The sequence below is a fragment of the Pseudomonas sp. 31 R 17 genome, from assembly GCF_900004915.1.
In the GTDB taxonomy this organism is placed as follows: Bacteria; Pseudomonadota; Gammaproteobacteria; order Pseudomonadales; family Pseudomonadaceae; genus Aquipseudomonas; species Aquipseudomonas orientalis_A.
In genome coordinates this window covers 7,603-25,961 of record NZ_CVTN01000052.1, presented here as the reverse complement: position 1 = coordinate 25,961, position 18,359 = coordinate 7,603, and the positions used below count along the sequence as shown (strand labels likewise).

Annotated in this window: 15 protein-coding genes and 5 pseudogenes; 12 read left to right on the top strand and 8 right to left on the bottom strand. The window is 58.4% G+C overall.

The genetic code is table 11. The annotated features are described in order from the left end of the window. Positions 1 to 27 precede the first annotated feature (27 nt). Together BFP89_RS05870 and BFP89_RS28290 are read right to left on the bottom strand one after the other, a co-directional pair. Positions 28 to 516 (bottom strand): hypothetical protein, encoded by a 489-nt coding sequence (locus BFP89_RS05870; protein WP_065884589.1) that lies wholly within the window; start codon positions 514 to 516, stop codon positions 28 to 30. A gap of 112 nt (positions 517 to 628) precedes the next feature. Further along, entirely contained in the window at positions 629 to 1,279 is a 651-nt protein-coding gene (locus tag BFP89_RS28290) for a hypothetical protein (protein ID WP_141689038.1), read from the bottom strand. A gap of 50 nt (positions 1,280 to 1,329) precedes the next feature. Between BFP89_RS28290 and BFP89_RS05860 the strand changes: the two are divergent. Beyond that, positions 1,330 to 2,978: pseudogene (locus BFP89_RS05860) on the top strand (DNA cytosine methyltransferase). 98 nt (positions 2,979 to 3,076) lie between these two features. On the opposite strand, the gene BFP89_RS05855 reads toward BFP89_RS05860, so the two are convergent. After that, positions 3,077 to 4,015, bottom strand: a complete 939-nt coding sequence (locus BFP89_RS05855) for a hypothetical protein (protein WP_065884587.1) — start codon at positions 4,013 to 4,015, stop codon at positions 3,077 to 3,079. A gap of 110 nt (positions 4,016 to 4,125) precedes the next feature. On the opposite strand from BFP89_RS05855, the pseudogene BFP89_RS05850 reads away from it, so the two are divergent. The 3 genes and pseudogenes from BFP89_RS05850 (at position 4,126) to BFP89_RS05840 (ending at position 6,261) form a co-directional block, all read left to right on the top strand. After that, positions 4,126 to 4,722: pseudogene (locus BFP89_RS05850) on the top strand (DUF4406 domain-containing protein). Positions 4,723 to 4,813: 91 nt separating this feature from the next. Beyond that, positions 4,814 to 5,497 carry a hypothetical protein gene (locus tag BFP89_RS05845; protein WP_065884586.1) on the top strand — a complete coding sequence of 228 codons (684 nt, stop codon included), beginning with the start codon at positions 4,814 to 4,816 and terminating at the stop codon, positions 5,495 to 5,497. A gap of 106 nt (positions 5,498 to 5,603) precedes the next feature. Then, a pseudogene (locus BFP89_RS05840) lies at positions 5,604 to 6,261 on the top strand (morphogenetic protein). A gap of 84 nt (positions 6,262 to 6,345) precedes the next feature. Here BFP89_RS05840 and BFP89_RS05835 read toward each other — a convergent pair. Continuing rightward, positions 6,346 to 6,621, bottom strand: a complete 276-nt coding sequence (locus BFP89_RS05835) for a hypothetical protein (RefSeq protein WP_065884585.1) — start codon at positions 6,619 to 6,621, stop codon at positions 6,346 to 6,348. 106 nt (positions 6,622 to 6,727) lie between these two features. Here BFP89_RS05835 and BFP89_RS05830 point away from each other — a divergent pair. The 5 genes and pseudogenes from BFP89_RS05830 (at position 6,728) to BFP89_RS05810 (ending at position 11,835) form a co-directional block, all read left to right on the top strand. Further along, a pseudogene (locus BFP89_RS05830) lies at positions 6,728 to 7,191 on the top strand (hypothetical protein). A 36-nt stretch (positions 7,192 to 7,227) separates the two neighbouring features. Beyond that, entirely contained in the window at positions 7,228 to 7,449 is a 222-nt protein-coding gene (locus BFP89_RS05825; protein WP_065884584.1) for a hypothetical protein, read from the top strand. 187 nt (positions 7,450 to 7,636) lie between these two features. Beyond that, positions 7,637 to 8,830 (top strand): annotated as a pseudogene (locus tag BFP89_RS05820) (tyrosine-type recombinase/integrase). Positions 8,831 to 8,850: 20 nt separating this feature from the next. Continuing rightward, positions 8,851 to 10,437, top strand: coding sequence for an ABC-F family ATPase (locus BFP89_RS05815; protein ID WP_082632055.1), 1,587 nt, complete (start codon positions 8,851 to 8,853; stop codon positions 10,435 to 10,437). Positions 10,438 to 10,662: 225 nt separating this feature from the next. Further along, positions 10,663 to 11,835: an MFS transporter gene (locus tag BFP89_RS05810; RefSeq protein WP_065884583.1), complete on the top strand. Its 1,173-nt coding sequence runs from the start codon at positions 10,663 to 10,665 to the stop codon at positions 11,833 to 11,835. Here BFP89_RS05810 and BFP89_RS05805 read toward each other — a convergent pair. Both BFP89_RS05805 and BFP89_RS05800 read right to left on the bottom strand, forming a co-directional pair. Continuing rightward, complete coding sequence (locus BFP89_RS05805) at positions 11,829 to 12,866, bottom strand: alpha/beta hydrolase family protein (protein ID WP_065884582.1); 1,038 nt, start codon at positions 12,864 to 12,866, stop codon at positions 11,829 to 11,831. The two genes, BFP89_RS05810 and BFP89_RS05805, sit on opposite strands and share 7 nt — an antisense overlap. Positions 12,867 to 13,057: 191 nt before the next feature. Next, a complete protein-coding gene (locus tag BFP89_RS05800) occupies positions 13,058 to 13,669 on the bottom strand; it encodes an FMN-dependent NADH-azoreductase (protein ID WP_065884581.1) in 612 nt (203 codons plus the stop codon). A 125-nt stretch (positions 13,670 to 13,794) separates the two neighbouring features. On the opposite strand from BFP89_RS05800, the gene BFP89_RS05795 reads away from it, so the two are divergent. Together BFP89_RS05795 and BFP89_RS05790 are read left to right on the top strand one after the other, a co-directional pair. Further along, on the top strand, positions 13,795 to 14,703 hold the full coding sequence (locus BFP89_RS05795; protein ID WP_065884580.1) for a LysR substrate-binding domain-containing protein: 909 nt from the start codon (positions 13,795 to 13,797) through the stop codon (positions 14,701 to 14,703). Beyond that, a complete protein-coding gene (locus BFP89_RS05790; protein ID WP_065884579.1) occupies positions 14,700 to 15,062 on the top strand; it encodes an MmcQ/YjbR family DNA-binding protein in 363 nt (120 codons plus the stop codon). Before BFP89_RS05795 ends, BFP89_RS05790 begins: the two co-directional genes overlap by 4 nt. Here BFP89_RS05790 and BFP89_RS05785 read toward each other — a convergent pair. Both BFP89_RS05785 and BFP89_RS05780 read right to left on the bottom strand, forming a co-directional pair. Continuing rightward, entirely contained in the window at positions 15,045 to 15,428 is a 384-nt protein-coding gene (locus BFP89_RS05785; RefSeq protein WP_065884578.1) for a DUF1294 domain-containing protein, read from the bottom strand. The genes BFP89_RS05790 and BFP89_RS05785 overlap by 18 nt on opposite strands. Beyond that, positions 15,425 to 16,255 (bottom strand): undecaprenyl-diphosphate phosphatase, encoded by an 831-nt coding sequence (locus BFP89_RS05780; RefSeq protein WP_065884577.1) that lies wholly within the window; start codon positions 16,253 to 16,255, stop codon positions 15,425 to 15,427. The genes BFP89_RS05785 and BFP89_RS05780 overlap by 4 nt, the downstream gene beginning before the upstream one ends. 228 nt (positions 16,256 to 16,483) lie before the next feature. On the opposite strand from BFP89_RS05780, the gene BFP89_RS05775 reads away from it, so the two are divergent. Next, on the top strand, positions 16,484 to 18,118 hold the full coding sequence (locus BFP89_RS05775) for a methyl-accepting chemotaxis protein (protein ID WP_065884576.1): 1,635 nt from the start codon (positions 16,484 to 16,486) through the stop codon (positions 18,116 to 18,118). Positions 18,119 to 18,359: the final 241 nt, after the last annotated feature.

Sequence of the window (18,359 nt, the reverse complement as noted above, 5' to 3'; positions counted from 1 at the left end):
TCTGTCCGTTTGTAGGAAGATTCTGTATCACTTCATTATTACATGGACCTCGTAACCCTTGCCGTTCGGCCAGTCATCTCGAGTGACCTCAATGCTGCCACTTCCGACTTGAGAGGTCACAGGCACGCCCTTAACGATAGCTTTACGTATTTCGTTGTTCAGCTTCGCACCAAGTACTTTTGGAGCTAGTGCTTCTGATGCCTTGCCAAGAGCACCAATTGCAGGACCTTTTGACTTAGGCTGATTAAAATTTAGGACAAGTTTTACCTGTTCGACCGCAGTAGCTGTGCCTGTGGCGTAGTACGCCAGATTATTTGACAGTGGCGAACCGGAACCTATCTCCTTGTAGTCGCTCGCGCACCCAAAGGATTCATCACCATAGTCCGTCCATTTTCGCCCCTTCAAGCCCGAATCGGACAGCAGCGCACACGCGATACTAGGTTCGGTAACTTTGAGCTCAGCCAAGCATGTCGCAGAGAAAAGGAAAGCCAGCGGCACAACAATAATTTTCAGCATCTGTCTTGATCCATCCATTTTGTATTCGGCTCCATGCCGGTCACCCGTAATACCACCTATCAAAATTTCACGCCAGTCGTTTCAAACAAAGCTGGCTTGAATGCGTTTTAGCTCAGCGTATCAACTTCGATTTCAAGAGCTGCTCTAATTTTTCCGATACATTATCTAAATCGTCTCCAAACAGATCGCGGCCTTCCAATCTCTTTATAAACACAGTCCTTCTTGCATCCAGAAACTCTTTCTGGTCCTGCCTATCCTCCTCTGATTCATCTGGATCAATCGTCAGTAATTTCAAAGCAACGTAGTCTTCAAACTCATCCTTTAATAGCTCAAGATTTCTTATATACTTAACCACCTCTCGCCCCCATAAAGCCTCTGCCTCAAACATTGATACAGAAAGTGTAGCATACTCAAGATTGATGGCTTTAATTCTGCGATAAAACCCTAGCTGCTGACGTTTGAATCGGTCAATTACGCTGTGATTAAAAGCAGGATCACCTACCTGCTGAACCTCATAAGGATATACTGATGGAGTTCTAGAGTTAGAAAAAACCTGCTTAAATTTATATAGCTCTATTAACATCCTTCTAGATAATTCATGGTCGTTTTGACCACCAATTTGCTTTCTCCATGTCGCTAGCCCATTAACCCCCACATATGAAGCAACAATAACCCCAAGCGCAGTAATTCCGGCCCCAACGACAGAAACTAAGTCCTTCGTTTGGGCCCAGTCAACATCACTAATTGCTATACAAAAACTCATCCTAACTCCCTGCTCGAAGAATGCTCCAATATACCTTGCGAGGAATCTCTATGCCCATCGTTTACGGAAGCGTGTGCAGCGGCATCGAAGCCGCGACACAAGCCTGGCACCCGCTGGGCATGCGCGCCGCCTGGTTCGCCGAGATTGAGCCGTTCCCCTCGGCGGTGCTAGCCCACCACTCCCCAGACGTGCCGAACCACGGCGACATGACCAAGCTGGCCGCCTTGGTGCTGGCCGGCAAGATCCCGGCGCCGGACGTGCTGGTCGGCGGCACCCCGTGCCAGGCCTCTCGGTCGCCGGTATGCGCGAAGGCCTCACCGACCCGCGCGGCGCCCTCACCATCAAATACGTGGAGCTTGCAGATGCAGTTGAATATGTTCGCGCCGGCCAGCGAAAGCCCGCCAGCGTCATCATCTGGGAGAACGTCCCCGGCGTCCTCAGCGACAAAGGGAACGCCTTCGGATGCTTTCTTGGCGCGCTTGCTGGGGAAGACAGAGAGCTGCAGCCTCCAGGGAAAAAATGGCAGGACGCTGGTTGTGTGTATGGACCCAAAAGAACAATCGCGTGGCGGGTCCTGGACGCCCAATATTTCGGCTTTGCCCAACGGCGCCGTCGTGTGTTCGTTGTCGCAAGTGCTCGTGACGGATTTGATCCCGCCGAGGTACTTTTTGAGCGAGAAGGCGTGCGCCGGGATACTGCGCCGCGGCGAGGCCAGGCGCAGGACGTTACCGGAACAGCTCCTTTCGGCCCTGCGCTCCAGTGCGGAGAGGGATGCGAGTACGTCTTCCCCGAGCAGTTAGGTTCGTATGGCTGCCCAAACTGCGAGGGCGACTTAGGGCCTGCGGTATCAATATTCGGCGGCATACCCGCATTCGGCGCCGGGCGCATGTCTGGATCCGTCGAGAAGGCAGGCACCCTCACCCACTACGAAGGCCGCAATGATCTGGATAGCGAGACATTCTTTGTTCAGGACAAGCCGGTAGCTGCACTGACTGCGAACGGTGTTGGTACATGCGGTGCTGACGACAACCAGGCCCAGGCCGGGCACTTGATCGCAGGCACACTCAACGCCAACGGTAAGGCAGCGGGTAGCGCGACCAATCAGGACGCAGAGTCAGGCCTGCTGGTAGTGCACGGCACTCAAGACCCGGGCGTAAGCGACAAGCTCGCCTTCGCTCTGGGCAGGAACAACGGCCAGGAAAACGCGGTACTGGCTTTCTCCTGCAAGGATCACGGCGCCGACGCCGGGGAGATCGCGCCGACTCTGCGTGCCATGAACCATTCGGGCAGTCACGCCAATGCCGGCGGCCAGGTGGCAGTATGCATCACCGGCGATATCACCCACACGCTGAAGGCTGAAGGATTCGACGGTAGCGAGGACGGCACCGGACGAGGCCAACCGATTGTGTCGGTTTTGCGCAGTATCAGCGACTACGGGAGGGGCCTCCCCTCGCTTCGTCAAAGCTCCGGCGATGCTGGAGGTGGGAGCGAGGCTTTGGTCTCGACCAGCAGTGTTAGGCGCCTCGTCCCAGTCGAGTGCGAACGCCTTCAGGGCATGGCCGACGACTACACGCTGATCCCCTGGCGCGGCAAGCCTGCCAGCGAATGCCCGGACGGCCCCCGCTACAAGGCGATCGGCAACAGCAAGGCCGTCACCGTGGTTCGCTGGATAGGCTGCAGACTACTGCAACAACTCTGAACTCCCCCACTCCACCGCCCGGGCATGGCCCGGCAAGGAATCCCCATGCCCACAGAAAATAAATCGGCCGAGCCATTCGCACCAAACTGTTCCGCAGATCAGCTCAGGTACTGGTCGTACTTGAGCGGAAGTAAGGATACTTCACCCCAAGCCAAATTACTGACAGCCAAGCCGACGCCGCTCTCCCTCACAATTCCGTAGAACAAAACAAATCGCCCTACAGATTGCTCGTTAAGACTATGCAACTCCGCGTCGTATTTTTGTATTTTCATGGAAAAATCTGCGTACCCTCCTCCTCGATTAAACTCCAACTTCACGAATCGAATGTTGTGAGGGTTGGGACCTGCATCCCAAATGCTTTTAATCCGCCCGAACCCGAGGATTTCCTTTTGAATTGGCGAGTCCATTGCCGAAACATCTCGCAGAGAATCAAGAAGCAACTGAGCATGCTGTGCGCCAGGAAAAACATAGTATTTGAACAAGTTCTCATCAAAGCTCCTACAAAGCCCTCGAACCGTAGTTAGTTTTGAAGGCAAATTAAAAGATTTACCACGATGCCGGGCGATGGGTACGGTGGCAATCTCTCCGTCCAGATCTTCAACGGCAGTTTCTCCGTAAACCTCAGACTGTTTTACAGGAACAGCGGGACGCGACTGTAGAAAACCTTCAACAACTACCAGCTTCCCATCAACAATTGCCTGGGCAGCTTCCTCTTCACTAAGGTACTTTTTACCTTCGGCTTTCTTAGTCCGCAACCCGCATTCTGTAACTATGTTTCGGCGATGTGCATAGAAGGCATTTTTACCCTTTTTGTTAGCCTCTTCATTTATGGGCGACCTGAAGAGCGGGCAGCAACACTCCGGACAAAAAATCGCCCCTTTCATATCTGGCTGATATTCAGAGACCAACACGGGCTTCCCGTTGGCACGCAAAGTTACCTCGCTATCCCTCCTAAACATCCAGCCAGGAAGATGGATCGCGTGTTTTATGCGATTGCTATCCCAGTTTTGAGCTTTTTTGACAGATCCGTCAGCCATCCTAAGAACTCCATTTGTAGGGCTGAGCGGACAATTACAGTAAGTAAAGGCAAAAAGCCATACTCCTAAGGTATCCCAATGACTACAGAAAACGTATCGACTGCCCGGCGATGCACAAGCGCAGCAACAGCTACCCGTTTGGCGAGCGGGTGCCGCGTACAGTCCGGATGCTCAAGACTGTCACTCCCGACCCAATGCCTGGCATCGGCCTGGCCTGCATCAAAGGCAGCGTACCGATCACCCTTGCTGGTCAGTCGTACCATGTGTGGACGAAAAGCCATGGCGCAATTTCAGCAGTGATGCCCGACGGGGAACGTCTGGGCCTGCGCCCGGCGGATTTCGAGGTGGACACCTGGCACGAACTTTCGCCGGCACCATCAGCGCCCGGAGTGACCAACCGAGTGTACGTGGCCGGGCCCATGACCGGGATTGAGGACTTCAACTACCCAGCCTTCAACGCCGTGGCCGACCAACTGCGCGCCCTGGGCTACGAATTCGAGAACCCAGCAGACCATGGCATCGTCGAGGGCGCGCAGTGGGCCGGCTACATGGCCTAAGACCTGACCCGCCTTGGACTGTAAGGAATGATCGCCCTGCTGCCGGACTGGGAGAAGTCGCAAGGCGCCCGCCTGGAAGTGCTGATCGCCGAGAAGCTCGGCATGACCATGGTGGATGCCCATGATCTGCTAACGAGTGAGATTGAATAGCATTGATGGTAGTCGGCCACCTAGAATGCCAGATGATTGATCAGGCACATTTCATCTACTGATCGAATTGAAGAACATGGAAGATCATTAAATGTACGAACTCTATATTGGCCCAAAACCCCTAAACTTTCCTAATGCAGAGAAGCCTGGGGCGTACAAACTGTTATCGAGAATAGCTGAAAACACATACAACCCGGGCGATACGATAAAGCTAGAGCAATTTATAACAGGCTATGGGTCGAACTCGGGATTCAAAATAATATGTCACATGTCAGATAACTTATTTGACGAAACGCAATCTACACTAATTACAGGGCTCCAGGCTCCTACCGCGGACAATCCCATGCTTCGATGGGGAGCGGAAGAGGTGCACATCAGCAATGGTGGGTACTCTTTCATCTTGAGCTCGATGCAAAATGATCGCTGGAAAACACCAGCTCAAACCTTTGACACAAAACAACACTTGAATTACGTCATAACTGAAAGAAACCTTTCAGGAGCCCCAATTTCGTACTCATTAAAACTAAAGAAAACTGTTAGACCGGGCATGCATTACCTTACCTCCTACATGACTTTCTTCAATGGACAAGAGTGGACCTGCCAAGAAGAACGCATACCCTTCAAGATCAATAATACATTCGAGCGATACAATACACTTTTATCAGCGCTGGCAGCGGCAGCTTTGATGGTAACTATTTTCCACGACGGCGTGGCCCCACTCATTGAGTGCTTCCATGACTTAGGTAAATTTATTACTGCACTACATCAGAAATAGATCGTCTTTCAACGTAAGCAGAAGAACATCTACAGCGGCAAGGGTTTCCCCAAGCCGCCCACCCCTCCCCCTTCAAAGTCAGCCGCTGTAGCGGCAAGGACGACTCATGTCTCAAGTAAAGGAACGGCCCATCTTGTTCTCTGCGTCGATGGTGCGCGCCATCCTGGAAGGCCGGAAGACGGTCACGCGCCGGGCGGTAAAGGCTCAGCCCAGTTCGAGAGCCGACATCGGCAGCTATGGCCGTGGCCAGCCCTTCATTCGCAACGCTGACGTGTGACGTGACGAGGCCTAAACCTGAGTGTCCCTACGGACAACCCGGCGACCGGCTGTGGGTGCGAGAGACATTCATCGATCTGCGCGGCACCGGCGTCGAGCATCGCCCAGACCCGAACGGCCCACTCCAGCGATACGCCTACGCCGCTGACTGCCGACCTGGGTCACACAGTGACGAAGCGAGGAAAGACTTCGGCCTGAAGTACAAACCCAGCATTCACATGCCTCGCGTCGAGTGCCGCATCCTAATGGAGATAACCGACGTGCGCGTCGAGCGGTTGCAGGATATCAGCGAGGATCAGGCCAAGGCCGAAGGCGTCCGGCTTTACACCGATCATGCCGAACTCGGTGACTGGTGGCACGTCGATGGGATCAATACCTACAGCGCTGACCCGCTCAAATCATTTGAGCTGCTCTGGTCATCAGTCGGCGGTGACTGGGCTGCAAACCCGTGGGTCTGGGTAGTCGAGTTCAAGCGGGTGACACCATGACCGCCACCCTCTGGTTCGCCTACGTCTTCATCTAAAAGGGGCCTGGGCCATGGCTGAGAAGTCCATCCACCACCAAGCCACCCATCATTTTCTTGTAAACATCGATCTTAGAGCAACCGAGAGAGCCGCTGCTATGAAGGAAGCGGCAATTTTCGAAGAAGAATGAATCACATTAAGGAAATCACCGAAGGTCGCCGTCTCCGGATCAGCTTTCAGGAGAAATAATACGATGAAGCCAAGATAGCAGCCTAGAGCACACCCCAGAAAAGCCTTCATTTCAGAGCGCGCAAAAACTATGGAGCGTTGAGTTAACAAAGCACCACTGTGGGCGGCGCTTCTTAGCGACTCGTTGATGTTCATAGGCTAGTTCCTTCCATTGATTGCTGGCTGGCCAATAGTAAATCAATGCAAACCAAACCCCAATCCCCCTAAATGCCTGCCGGTGAGCGGCGGGCGAGGTATTCCTATGTCCGAAGAAAAGAATGCATTCCGCGAAGCGGCTATCGAGGCGATCTCGGATAGGGCTCAGCACCTGCCGCTGGGCTGCGAACTGCTGGTGGTGGCATGCAGCCCAGGTGGAAGAGACTTTGACCTGGTGCTGCCTTCACCCGAGTCGAACTTGAACAACGCTCTGGACGCACTTCGCCGCAACGGCCTAAGCATCGACGGCGACAACGCCTACAAGCGAGACCTGTGCGACACGATTGTCGGGGCCCTGGCTCTGGGTGCACAGAACACCAACCCTCCGCCAATGGATCACTGGGCGAAACAGTTCTGGAGATCGGTAGAGAAGAGCGCGCTTTGCACGATGAGCTGCTCGAAAGCCTATCCAACTTGGTCGGCTTGTCGAAGCTTGGCGCCGCCAGGCTCGACAAGTACCACGCGGCCCTTGCCCACGCTGAAGCAGTAATCGCCAAAGCCACCACCTAATCCACCTTCTGCCGCCCAGCGCGGCAAGGACACCCCATGTTCGCTATGAAACTCACCCTGATACTGCTGGGCGCTTTGCTGTACCTGGTAGGAACACTCGTCTGGTTCTTCTGGGCCGGGCCTTACCTGCTCGACACTGGCGACACCGAGGCACTGACCTACGCATTCGCCGGCACCTGCGCCTGGCTGCTGATCACCTTCGGCCTGGCAGTTCACATCATCAAGACAGCGCGGCCCACCGTGGGCGGCGGGAGGTAGGTATGGCAGCAGCAGAACAGCTAAACGACGGGATCACTGGCGACAAGGTGCCCGAGGCACAAATGGCCGAAATCCTGGGCACCACCCTCGCCGCCCTGCGCTCCAAGCGTGCCAGAAAGCAGATACCTGAAGGTGTCTGGAACACTCATTGCGGCAGGATCATCTACAGCATCAGGAGATATTATGAATGGCTCGAAAGCCAATGGGTTTGCCCGCAGGAATGGACTTGCACCACGGATCGATCCGCATCCGCTTTATGTGGAACGGCAGCCGGCGGAGTGAAACGCTCCCCTATCCCCCGACACAGAAAGGAATCAAGTCTGCCGCACAGGTTGTTGATCAAGTAAGAGGCTTGATAAAGCTGGGGCTGCTCGACGACGACAAATATGCCGAGCTTTTCCCGAGTTCCAGCAACCTCGCCGGCGGTAAAATCAACTTCGGCGAATACGCGCAGCTCTGGCTGGACAGCCGTGAGGTGGTGGACGGCACGAAGGCGAACTACAAGGGAGAACTGAACAGGTACTGGATGCCGGGGCTGGCCCTGGTGCGGATCGACCTGATCACTACCACCCTGCTCCGCCGGGTAATGGCCGCCAGCGCGTGGAAGTCGCCGGGCGTTAAGCGCAATGCCATCTCGAAGCTGTCCACCATCCTGAATTCAGCCGTATCTGAAGAACTGATCCCGAAGAACCCAGCGGCAATCCTTGAGCTGCCTAAGCGCAGCAAAAAGGAAATTGATCCTTTCACGCTGGAAGAAGCAAACCAGATCATCGCGAAGATGTATCAGCACGACCACTGGCCCAGCACGATCTATGCAGCTTTTTTTGAGTTTGTGTTTTTTACAGGAATGCGTCTGTCCGAAGCCCTGGCTATGCGCTGGGATGCAGTAGACGAAGAGAAGAGGACGGCCCACGTGTGACGCGGGATCGCCTTGGGGGAAGTGGTGGAACGTACGAAAACTGGCGGAGATCGCTTCGTTTTGTTGAATGACCGCGCCATGCACGCTCTGCAATTTGCCAGGGAGTACGCAGAACGTCGGAAAAAAGGGAAAGGCAAGGTGCTGGAAACGTCTTTCATTTTTCCGCCCTCGAAGAACGCGGAGTACGTGAAACAGACATCTGACCTACACAAACAGTGGGTTCCGACGCTAAAAGCGCTGAATATCCGTCGTCGGCCGCCATACAACTGTCGTCACACCTATGCGACAATATGCATTATGTCTGGCATGAACCCCGCCTTCATTTCCCAGCAGCTCGGCCATAGTGTGCAGATGCTGCTCTCGACTTATGCGCGTTGGATCAACTCAAGCTCGGACTGGAGCGAAATGGAAAAGCTCCAGATTGGTCCCAAATTGGTCCCAGCTCAAATAAGCGCACCCTAAGCTATTGATAGGTAAAGTAATTGATCTCCACAGCTAACATCACCATGCAGTTCGGCGCCAAGCCGCTCTTCGAGAACGTCTCGGTCAAGTTCGGCGCCGGCAACCGCTATGGTTTGATCGGTGCCAACGGTTGCGGCAAGTCGACCTTCATGAAAATCCTCGGCGGCGACCTCGAGCCGTCCGGTGGCCAGGTCATGCTGGAGCCGAATGTGCGCCTGGGCAAGCTGCGCCAGGACCAGTTCGCCTACGAACAATTCACCGTGCTCGACACCGTGATCATGGGCCACGAAGAGCTGTGGAGGGTCAAGGCCGAGCGTGACCGCATCTACTCGCTGCCGGAAATGAGCGAAGAAGACGGCATGGCCGTGGCCGAGCTGGAAACCGAGTTCGCCGAGATGGACGGCTACACCGCCGAATCCCGTGCCGGCGAGCTGCTGCTGGGCCTGGGTATTCCACTGGAACAGCATTTCGGCCCGATGAGCGAAGTGTCGCCCGGCTGGAAGCTGCGCGTATTGCTGGCCCAGGCGCTGTTCTCCGATCCGGAAGTGCTGTTGCTCGACGAACCGACCAACCACCTGGACATCAACACCATTCGCTGGCTGGAAAACATCCTCACCCAGCGCTCCAGCCTGATGATCATCATCTCTCACGACCGTCACTTCCTGAACAGCGTGTGCACCCACATGGCCGACCTGGACTACGGCGAGCTGCGCCTGTTCCCGGGCAACTACGACGAATACATGACCGTGGCGACCCAGTCCCGCGAGCAACTGCTGTCGGACAACGCCAAGAAGAAGGCGCAGATCTCCGAGCTGCAATCCTTCGTCAGCCGCTTCTCGGCCAACGCCTCGAAAGCCAAGCAGGCCACTTCCCGTGCCAAGGCGATCGACAAGATCCAACTGGCCGAGGTCAAGCCGTCAAGCCGCGTGAGCCCGTTCATCCGTTTCGAACAGAACAAAAAGCTGCACCGTCAGGCGGTCATGGTCGAGAAGATGGCCAAGGGTTTTGACGGCAAGCCGTTGTTCAAGGACTTCAGCTTCCAGGTTGAAGCCGGCGAGCGCGTGGCGATCATCGGCCCGAACGGTATCGGCAAGACCACCCTGCTGCGCACCCTGGTCAACGAACTGACCCCGGACGCCGGCAGCATCAAGTGGACCGACGCCGCGGAACTGGGTTACTACGCCCAGGACCACGCCCATGACTTCGAAGACGACGTCACCCTGTTCGACTGGATGGGCCAGTGGACCCAGGGCGAGCAGATGATTCGTGGCACATTGGGCCGCATGCTGTTCTCCAACGACGAAATCCAGAAGTCGGTAAAAGTGATCTCCGGTGGTGAACAAGGCCGCATGCTGTTCGGCAAGCTGATCCTGCAAAAGCCGAACGTGCTGATCATGGACGAACCGACCAACCACTTGGACATGGAATCCATCGAAGCGCTGAACCTGGCGCTGGAGAACTATCCGGGTACGCTGATCTTCGTCAGCCATGACCGTGAGTTCGTATCGTCCCTGGCCACCCGCATCATCGAGTTGAGCGCCAGCGGCGTGATCGACTTCAGCGGCACCTATGACGACTACCTGCGCAGCCAGGGTGTGGTGTTCTAAGAGCAGCACTCAGCTGCAAGCTGCAAGAAAAAGCCCTGTCCCTGTGACAGGGCTTTTTTGCATGCACACGCCTGTAGGAGCGAGCTTGCTCGCGAAAAACCTCAGAGCACCGCGCAGAATCAGGCAACCCGCGTTATCGTTGACGTTCTTCGCGAGCAAGCTCGCTCCTACAGTCGTGCAGGATATGCCATGATGCTTCTACCGCCCGCCAGCGATTGACTATTCATGCCCGCCGCCCCCTCCTCCCTGTCGATCACCCTGCAGATCGTCTCCATCGTCTTCTACACCTTTATCGCGTTTATCTGCATCGGCCTGCCGATTGCGGTGATTCCAGGCTATGTGCACGAGCATCTGGGCTACAGCGCAGTCGTTGCCGGCGTGACCATCGGATCGCAGTACCTGGCCACCCTGCTCAGTCGGCCAATGGCCGGGCGCATGTCGGACAATGTCGGCACCAAGCGTGCGATTGTGCTGGGCCTGGCCGGTATCCTGATCAGTGGCGTGCTGACGTTCATCGCCGTCCTGCTTGAGCACTTGCCGGCGCTGAGCCTGGCTATCCTGATCGCCGGTCGGCTGCTGCTAGGGGTGGCCCAGGGTTTGATTGGCGTCGGCACCATCAGTTGGTGCATGGGCGCGGTCGGCACCGAGCATACGGGCCGCTCGATCTCCTGGAACGGCATCGCCTCCTACGGCGCAATTGCCATTAGCGCGCCGCTGGGGGTGGTGATGGTGGCCGATTACGGCTTCTCCAGCCTGGGCCTGGCGCTGGCGGGGTTGGCCGCGCTGGGCCTGGTGCTGATCCGCAATAAACCTTCGGTACCGGTGGTGCGCGGCAAGCGCCTGCCGTTCTGGGCGGTGTTCGGTCATATCGCACCGTATGGCGCCAGCCTGTGCCTGGCCTCGATTGGCTACGGCACGCTGACCACGTTTATCACCCTGTATTACCTGAATCGCGGCTGGACCGGCGCGGCGTACTGCCTGACGGTGTTCGGCGCGTGTTTCATTCTGTCGCGCCTGGTGTTTATTTCCGCCATCAGCCGCGTCGGTGGTTTTACCGCCGCCATCGCCTGCATGGTCATCGAAACCCTGGGCCTCGCGCTGCTGTGGTTGGCGCCGTCCACCGGCGTGGCGTTGATTGGCGCAGGGTTGGCCGGCGTCGGTTTGTCACTGGTCTACCCGGCGCTTGGGGTGGAAGCCATCAAGCGCGTGCCGGACAGCAGCCGGGGCGCCGGACTGAGTGCGTTTGCGGTGTTTTTCGACCTGTCCCTGGCGATTGCCGGGCCGTTGATGGGCGCCGTGGCACTGAACCTCGGCTACGACTGGATCTTCTTCTGCGCGGCGCTGCTGTCAGTGACCGCGCTGGTACTGACCGTGCAGCTCAAGCGTCGCGCTTACTGATCAGCGGTCTGTAGTCCGGCGCGGGTCGCCTCGCCGAGGGTGTGACTGAAAAAGCGCCCGGCCTCGGAGACCAGGTCGCGGTGGATGCCCTCACGGTCGACGCCATCGGCATCGGTACAGATGGCCGGCATCGTCGCCAATTGATCGCTGTCACACGGCGCCATGAACACGAAGTGCCCTGCCCCCGCCAGCAGTTTGAAGTCCGGCGGCTGCGGCAGTTTGCGCGCCAGGGCGGCCGCGTTCTTGTCCACGGCCACCAACTGGTCGCCATCGCCGCTGTAGAGCAGCACCGGTACGTGCACGTCGGCCAGGGTATGGCGACCGAACATCAGGCTCAGCGGCGCCATTAGCATCAGCGCATGGATGCGCGGATCGGCCTGGGGCTGCAAATCGTCACGGTCGACCACCAGCTCGCCTTTGGTGGTGCAGGCGTCACGGTCCTCCGGGCGCTGCTGGCAATAGCGGCGCAGGCGCTCGAAATCCGGTTTGGCACCCGCCAGGATCAACGCGGTTTCGCCGCCGGCCGAATAGCCGATCACACCCACCTGGTCGATATCGACGAAGGGCGACAGCATCGGGTCGTTCAACGCCGCAGTGATGGCCTGTGAAATCTGGATTGGCCGACCATACAAATTGCTCACGGTGCCCAGGCGGCTGTGGTCCTGGTAGTTGTCGCCGGGGTGCAGTACTGCCACCACCACAAAGCCCTTGCGCGCCAGCGAGGTGGCCAGGTCATGCAGGGCCAGCGGCGTACCGGTATTGCCGTGAGACAACATCAGCATCGGGAAACGGCCGATGGCAACCTTGGCGTCTTCGCCAGCCGCCACGTGGTAGGGGCCCAGCGCCGTGGTGTGTTCGGCGTCGGTGGAAGGGTAAAACGCAATGGCCTTCATCGGCTGCGAATCCAGCGGGTCGAGAATGCTCATGCGATGAAAGCCCACACTCCAATGCGGGTGCGGCGCAGGCGCGGCGTGCACTGAAAGCAGGCCGCCGCACAGGGAAAGAACCAAAACAGCACAGAGACGCATCATGGGGATGTCCACCTTTGCTGCATGAGAACCGGCAGGCCGTCTAAAAATTCCCGGGTATTGAACCCAAGCTGCATAACCTGGGCCATAAATGGAAAAACTCCGTACTCCGCTCGCGCTCAGGCGATCAGAATACAGAGTTTAGGCGCCCGGCTTCAGATTGACACCGGGCGAAGCGAACATTTACACAAGTCTTACGCGGCGGCGAACAATTGCTCGCTGATCTGCACGTTGGCGTCGCTCATCGCTTTGCTGCGCACGTCGTCGCCGTAGGCCAGGCCTTCGGCGCGTACGATTTCGATATCGGTGATGCCGAGGAAGCCAAACAGCAGCTTCAGATAGCCTTCATGGGCGGCACCGGATGCCTGGCCGGCATGCAGGCCGCCGGCGGTGGAGACGATGATGACTTTCTTGTTGCCGCACAGGCCTTCAGGACCGGCTTCGGTGTAGTGGAAGGTCTGGCCGGCGACGGCGATACGGTCGATCCAGGCTTTGAGTTGGGTCGGGATGGTGAAGTTGTACATCGGCGCACCCACCACCACGGCATCGGCGGCGAGGAACTCAGCCAGCGACGATGCACTCAGTTCGGCTTCATGCTTTTGCGCGGCATCGCGCAGTTCGGCGGCGGTGCCCAAGGCGCCCAGGGTCGCGCCGGAAAAATGGTTGATGCCTTCGCTGGCGAGGTCACGGTAAGTCACTTCCACGCCCGGCTCGGCGGCTTGCCATGCCTTGACCACGCCAGCGCTGAGCTGACGGGAAGCCGAGTTGTCGCCGAGGATGCTGGAATCGATATGCAACAGTTTCATGATGGATCTCCGAGGTGGGATCGACAGGGGCGATCAGATGGTGGTGATGCTACGCACCTAACCAATGTTCGATAAGCCACCTGGAATGCGATAGATTGTCCCACTGACAGGACAATAGGCCCAGCATGCAAGACCTTAACGACCTCTATTACTTTGCCAAAGTCGTCGAAGCCGGTGGTTTCGCCGCCGCCGGGCGGCTACTGGGGATTCCCAAGTCGCGGCTGTCGCGGCGCATTGCCGAGCTGGAGGAGCGCCTGGGCGCACGCCTGCTGCAACGCACCACGCGGCAACTGACCCTGACCGCCGTCGGCGAACGCTACCTGCGCCACTGCCAGGCAATGCTGCTGGAGGCGGAGATGGCCGACGAGGCCGTGGCCAGCATGTCCACCGAGCCCCGGGGGCGACTGCGGGTCACGTGCCCGGTCGGGCTGGCCCAGCAGATCCTGCCGGAACTGGTGGCCGGGTTTCTCGCCGCGCACCCGCTGGTGCAGTTGGACATGACCCTGGTCAACCGTCGCGTCGACCTGGTGGCCGAAGGTATCGACGTGGCGTTACGGGTACGCGAGTTGGGCGACGAAGACCCGCTGTTGGTCACCAAACGCCTGCGCCAGGCGCAAACGGTGCTGGTGGCCAGCCCGGTACTCCTGCGTGACCGCCGGGTAGAGACCCTGGAAGACCTCAAGCAATTGCCGATCATGGGCGCACTGGAGGCGGACCGCATGGTGCACCAGCGCATCATCGACCCTAAGGGCAACGCCCATGAGCTGGTCATGGAGGCTCGCCTGGGCATCGAAGACTTTATCGTACGCAAGACCAGCGCACTCATGGGCGTGGGCTTCACGGTGCTGCCGATGATGGATTGCGAAGAAGAACTGGCCAACGGCCGGCTGGTGCAACTGTTGCCGCAATGGTCGTTACCCGGTGGCTGGCTGCAGGCCGTGTACCCGCACCGGCGCGGCGTGCTGCCGGCGATTCGCGCCTGGATCGACTATATGGAAGAGGGCTTCAAAGGCTGCGGAGACCGTCTGTTATGAGCATGAGCGAAGCACAAGTCGCGGCGTTCTGCCTGAGCCTGCCGGGGGCGCGCGAGGACTACAAATGGGGCGGCGTGCGAGTGTTCTCGATTGCCGGCAACAAGATGTTCGCGTTGCAGAACCTGCGCGGCGACTCCCTGGCGTTCAAGGTCGACAAGGCGCTGTTCCTCGGCCACGTTGATCGACCGGGCATCCACCCGGCGCCGTACCTGGCACGTGCGCAGTGGATCATCATGAACACGCCCTACCCGCTCGGTTCCGAGGAACTGCGTGGCTTGTTGCAGCGCTCGCACCAGTTGGTGGTGAGCAAGCTGCCCAAGCGCACACAGGTCGGGTTGATGCTAGAGGATCGACAGTAGCGTACCGCCGAGAAACAATTGGTCCAGCCAGAACACCTGATGCAGCAACACGATCACCCAGAACAGCACCTGGTAGGACACCTTGCGCGTCTTGTGCCGGAACACCTGCTGCGCGATCAATGCTCCCGGCCAGCCGCCCGCCAGCTCGACGGCGTGCAGGATGTTTTCCGGGATGCGCCGGCCCTCGGTCTGCGCCTTGCGCTTGTCGCTCCAGTACAGGAAAAACGCCATCACGCTGACCACGCCGTAGGCTGCCAGCGGGATCACGGTCTCGCCGCGCTGCCACAGCAGCGCCGAACCCAGCAGCGGCGCCGCGCACAGCAGCACCAGGAGCAACGCTTTCAGGCGTGGGTGCTGGATGTTCATGGCTTGACGGCGGTCCAGTCGATCCAGCCGAATTGCCAGGTCGCCAGGATCACCAGGCCGAACGCGATGCGGTACCAGGCAAAGGCCGCATAGCTGTGGTTGGCGATGAATTTGAGCAGGCCCTTGACCGCAATCATCGCGAAGATGAACGAGGTGACAAAGCCAATGGCGAACACCGGCAGGTCCGCCGGCTGGAACAGGTCACGGTATTTGTAGCCCGAGTACAGCGCAGCACCGACCATGGTCGGCATGGCCAGGAAGAACGAAAACTCGGTAGCGGTCTTGCGTGACAGGCCGAACAACAGGCCGCCGATGATCGTCGCGCCGGAGCGTGAAGTGCCCGGGATCATGGCCAGGCACTGCGCCACGCCGACCTTGAGCGCGTCCTTCCAGGTGATCTCGTCGACAGTTTGCGCATGCACCGCATGTTGGCGACGTTCAGCCCACAACATGATCACACCGCCCACCACCAGGGCCGTGGCCACGGTGATCGGGTTGAACAGGTAATGCTTGATCAGGTCAGCGAAAATCACCCCCAGCACCACCGCCGGCAACACCGCGATGATCAGGTTCACGGTGAAACGCTGGGCGTTGCGCTGGGTGGGCAAGCCGATGACCACGTCGAGGATCTTGCGCCGGAATTCCCAGACCACGGCGAGGATCGCGCCCAGCTGGATAATGATATTGAATGCCTCGAAACGCTCGCCGCCGAAGTTGATCAGGTCGGCGACGATGATCTGGTGGCCGGTGCTGGAGATCGGCAGAAACTCCGTCAGCCCCTCGACCACGCCAAGAATCAGTGCCTGTATGGCGGTCCAAAAATCCATGCTTTCTCCAAAGGTCACGCGCCTGGCGTGCCTCCTAGTGTTTTTTAAAGTTCACTGACAACGAGCGCACTGCAGCGCCCGGCGTTGATTCTCAATGCCGGAATGCAAAAATTCCGTGAAAAATCAGGCAGTACTCAGGTTTTTCGATTACGGGCCGAAAGCCTATCAGACAAGCCGCAAAAGTCGATGCAGCACCCACAATTATAAAAGGCTCGGAGTGACAGGACGATGAACAGTTTGCGCAATATGTCGATCAGCCGGCGCCTCTGGCTGATCCTGATAGTCGCCGTGCTGATGCTGCTGACTTTGGGCGCCCTGATGCTCAAACAGATCCATGATGACCTCTACCAGGCCAAGCGCCAACAGACCCAGCACGTGGTGCAAACCGCCAGCAGCGTGCTCGGCTACTACCAGAACCTGGAAAAGACCGGCGCACTCACCCGTCAAGCGGCGCAGCAACAAGCCCTGAGCACAGTGCGCAGCCTGCGGTACGACCACGACGACTACTTCTGGATCAACGACCTCACCCCCGTGATGATCATGCACGCGGCCAACCCCAAGCTGGACGGCCAGAACCTCTCGGCGATCCGCGATCCGGACGGGTTTGCCGTGTTCAATGAATTCGTGAGCCTGGCCAAGGCCAAGGGCGCCGGCATCGTCAATTACCGCTGGCCCAAGCCTGGGGCCGATGCGCCGGTGCAGAAAACCTCATACATCCAACTGTTCGAGCCCTGGGGCTGGATCATCGGCTCGGGCGTCTACGTGGACGACGTGCAGGCCGAGTTCAGCGTCCAGGTGTGGAAAGCCTCTGCTATCGGCCTGGCCATTGCGCTGGTCATGGCCCTGCTGGTGCTGTTGATCGCGCGCAGTATCGTGCAGCCGTTGCAGGCGGCGGTGACTGCGATGGCCAACATCGCCAGCGGCGAAAGCGACCTGACCCGTAGCCTCGACACTCACGGGCGTGACGAGGTCACCCAGCTGTCCCGGCACTTCAATACCTTCACCGCCAAATTGCGCCAGGTGGTCGGCCAATTGCAGGTGTGCGCCAACGCCCTGGGCGAGTCATCCACCGAGTTGGGCCACAACGCCAGCCAGGCCCACGACCGCAGCCAGCAGCAGTCGCAACAGATGGAACTGGTGGCCACCGCCATCAATGAAGTCACCTACGGCGTGCAGGACGTGGCCAAGAATGCCGAGCACGCCGCCAGCGAAATGCGCGATGCCCAGGCCCAGGCGCAACAGGGCCAGGTCAACATCGACGGCAGTCTGCAGCAGATCGACCAGCTCTCGAGCACCATCAGCCAGGCCGTGGAGGTGATCCGTACTTTGTCCAGCGAAAGCACCCAGATCGGCGGCGTGCTGGAAGTAATTCGTTCGATTGCCGACCAGACCAACCTGCTCGCCCTCAACGCCGCCATCGAAGCCGCACGCGCCGGCGAGCAGGGCCGTGGGTTTGCCGTGGTAGCCGATGAGGTACGCCTGCTCGCCCAGCGCACGCAAAAATCCACGGCTGAAATCCAGGCGATGATCGAGCGCCTGCAAGGGCATTCGGAAGCGGCGGTCAAGGTGATCAGCGACAGCCACAGCGCCTCGCAACTGACCATCGAGCAAGCCGGCCTGGCTGGTGCGAGCCTCAATGCGATCGGCCAGGCGCTGCATAATCTCAACGGTCTGAATGCCTCGATTGCCAGTGCCACCCTGCAACAGGCGCATGTGGTGGAGGACATCAACCAGAACGTCACCCAGGCGGCCGGGCTGTCCCACAGCACCGCGCTGGCGGCTGAACAGTCGAGCGTGGCCAGCGCGCAGTTGCGTGGCTTGAGCGAGCAGCTTGACGGGTTGTTGCGCCAGTTCCGAATCTAGCCCTGGGTTAAATTGTGGGAGGGGGCGTGCTCCCGATGGCGGCCTCTGGGCCGACCAGGATGTTGAGTCGATCCCGGTCCAAATGTGGGAGGGGGCTTGCCCCCGATGGCGGCCTCTGGGCCGACCAGGATGTTGAGTCGATCCCGGTCCAAATGTGGGAGGGGGCTTGCTCCCGATGGCGGCCTCAGGGCCGACCAGGATGCTGGATCAGACCGAGTACATATCCGTTTCTTCGGTCACG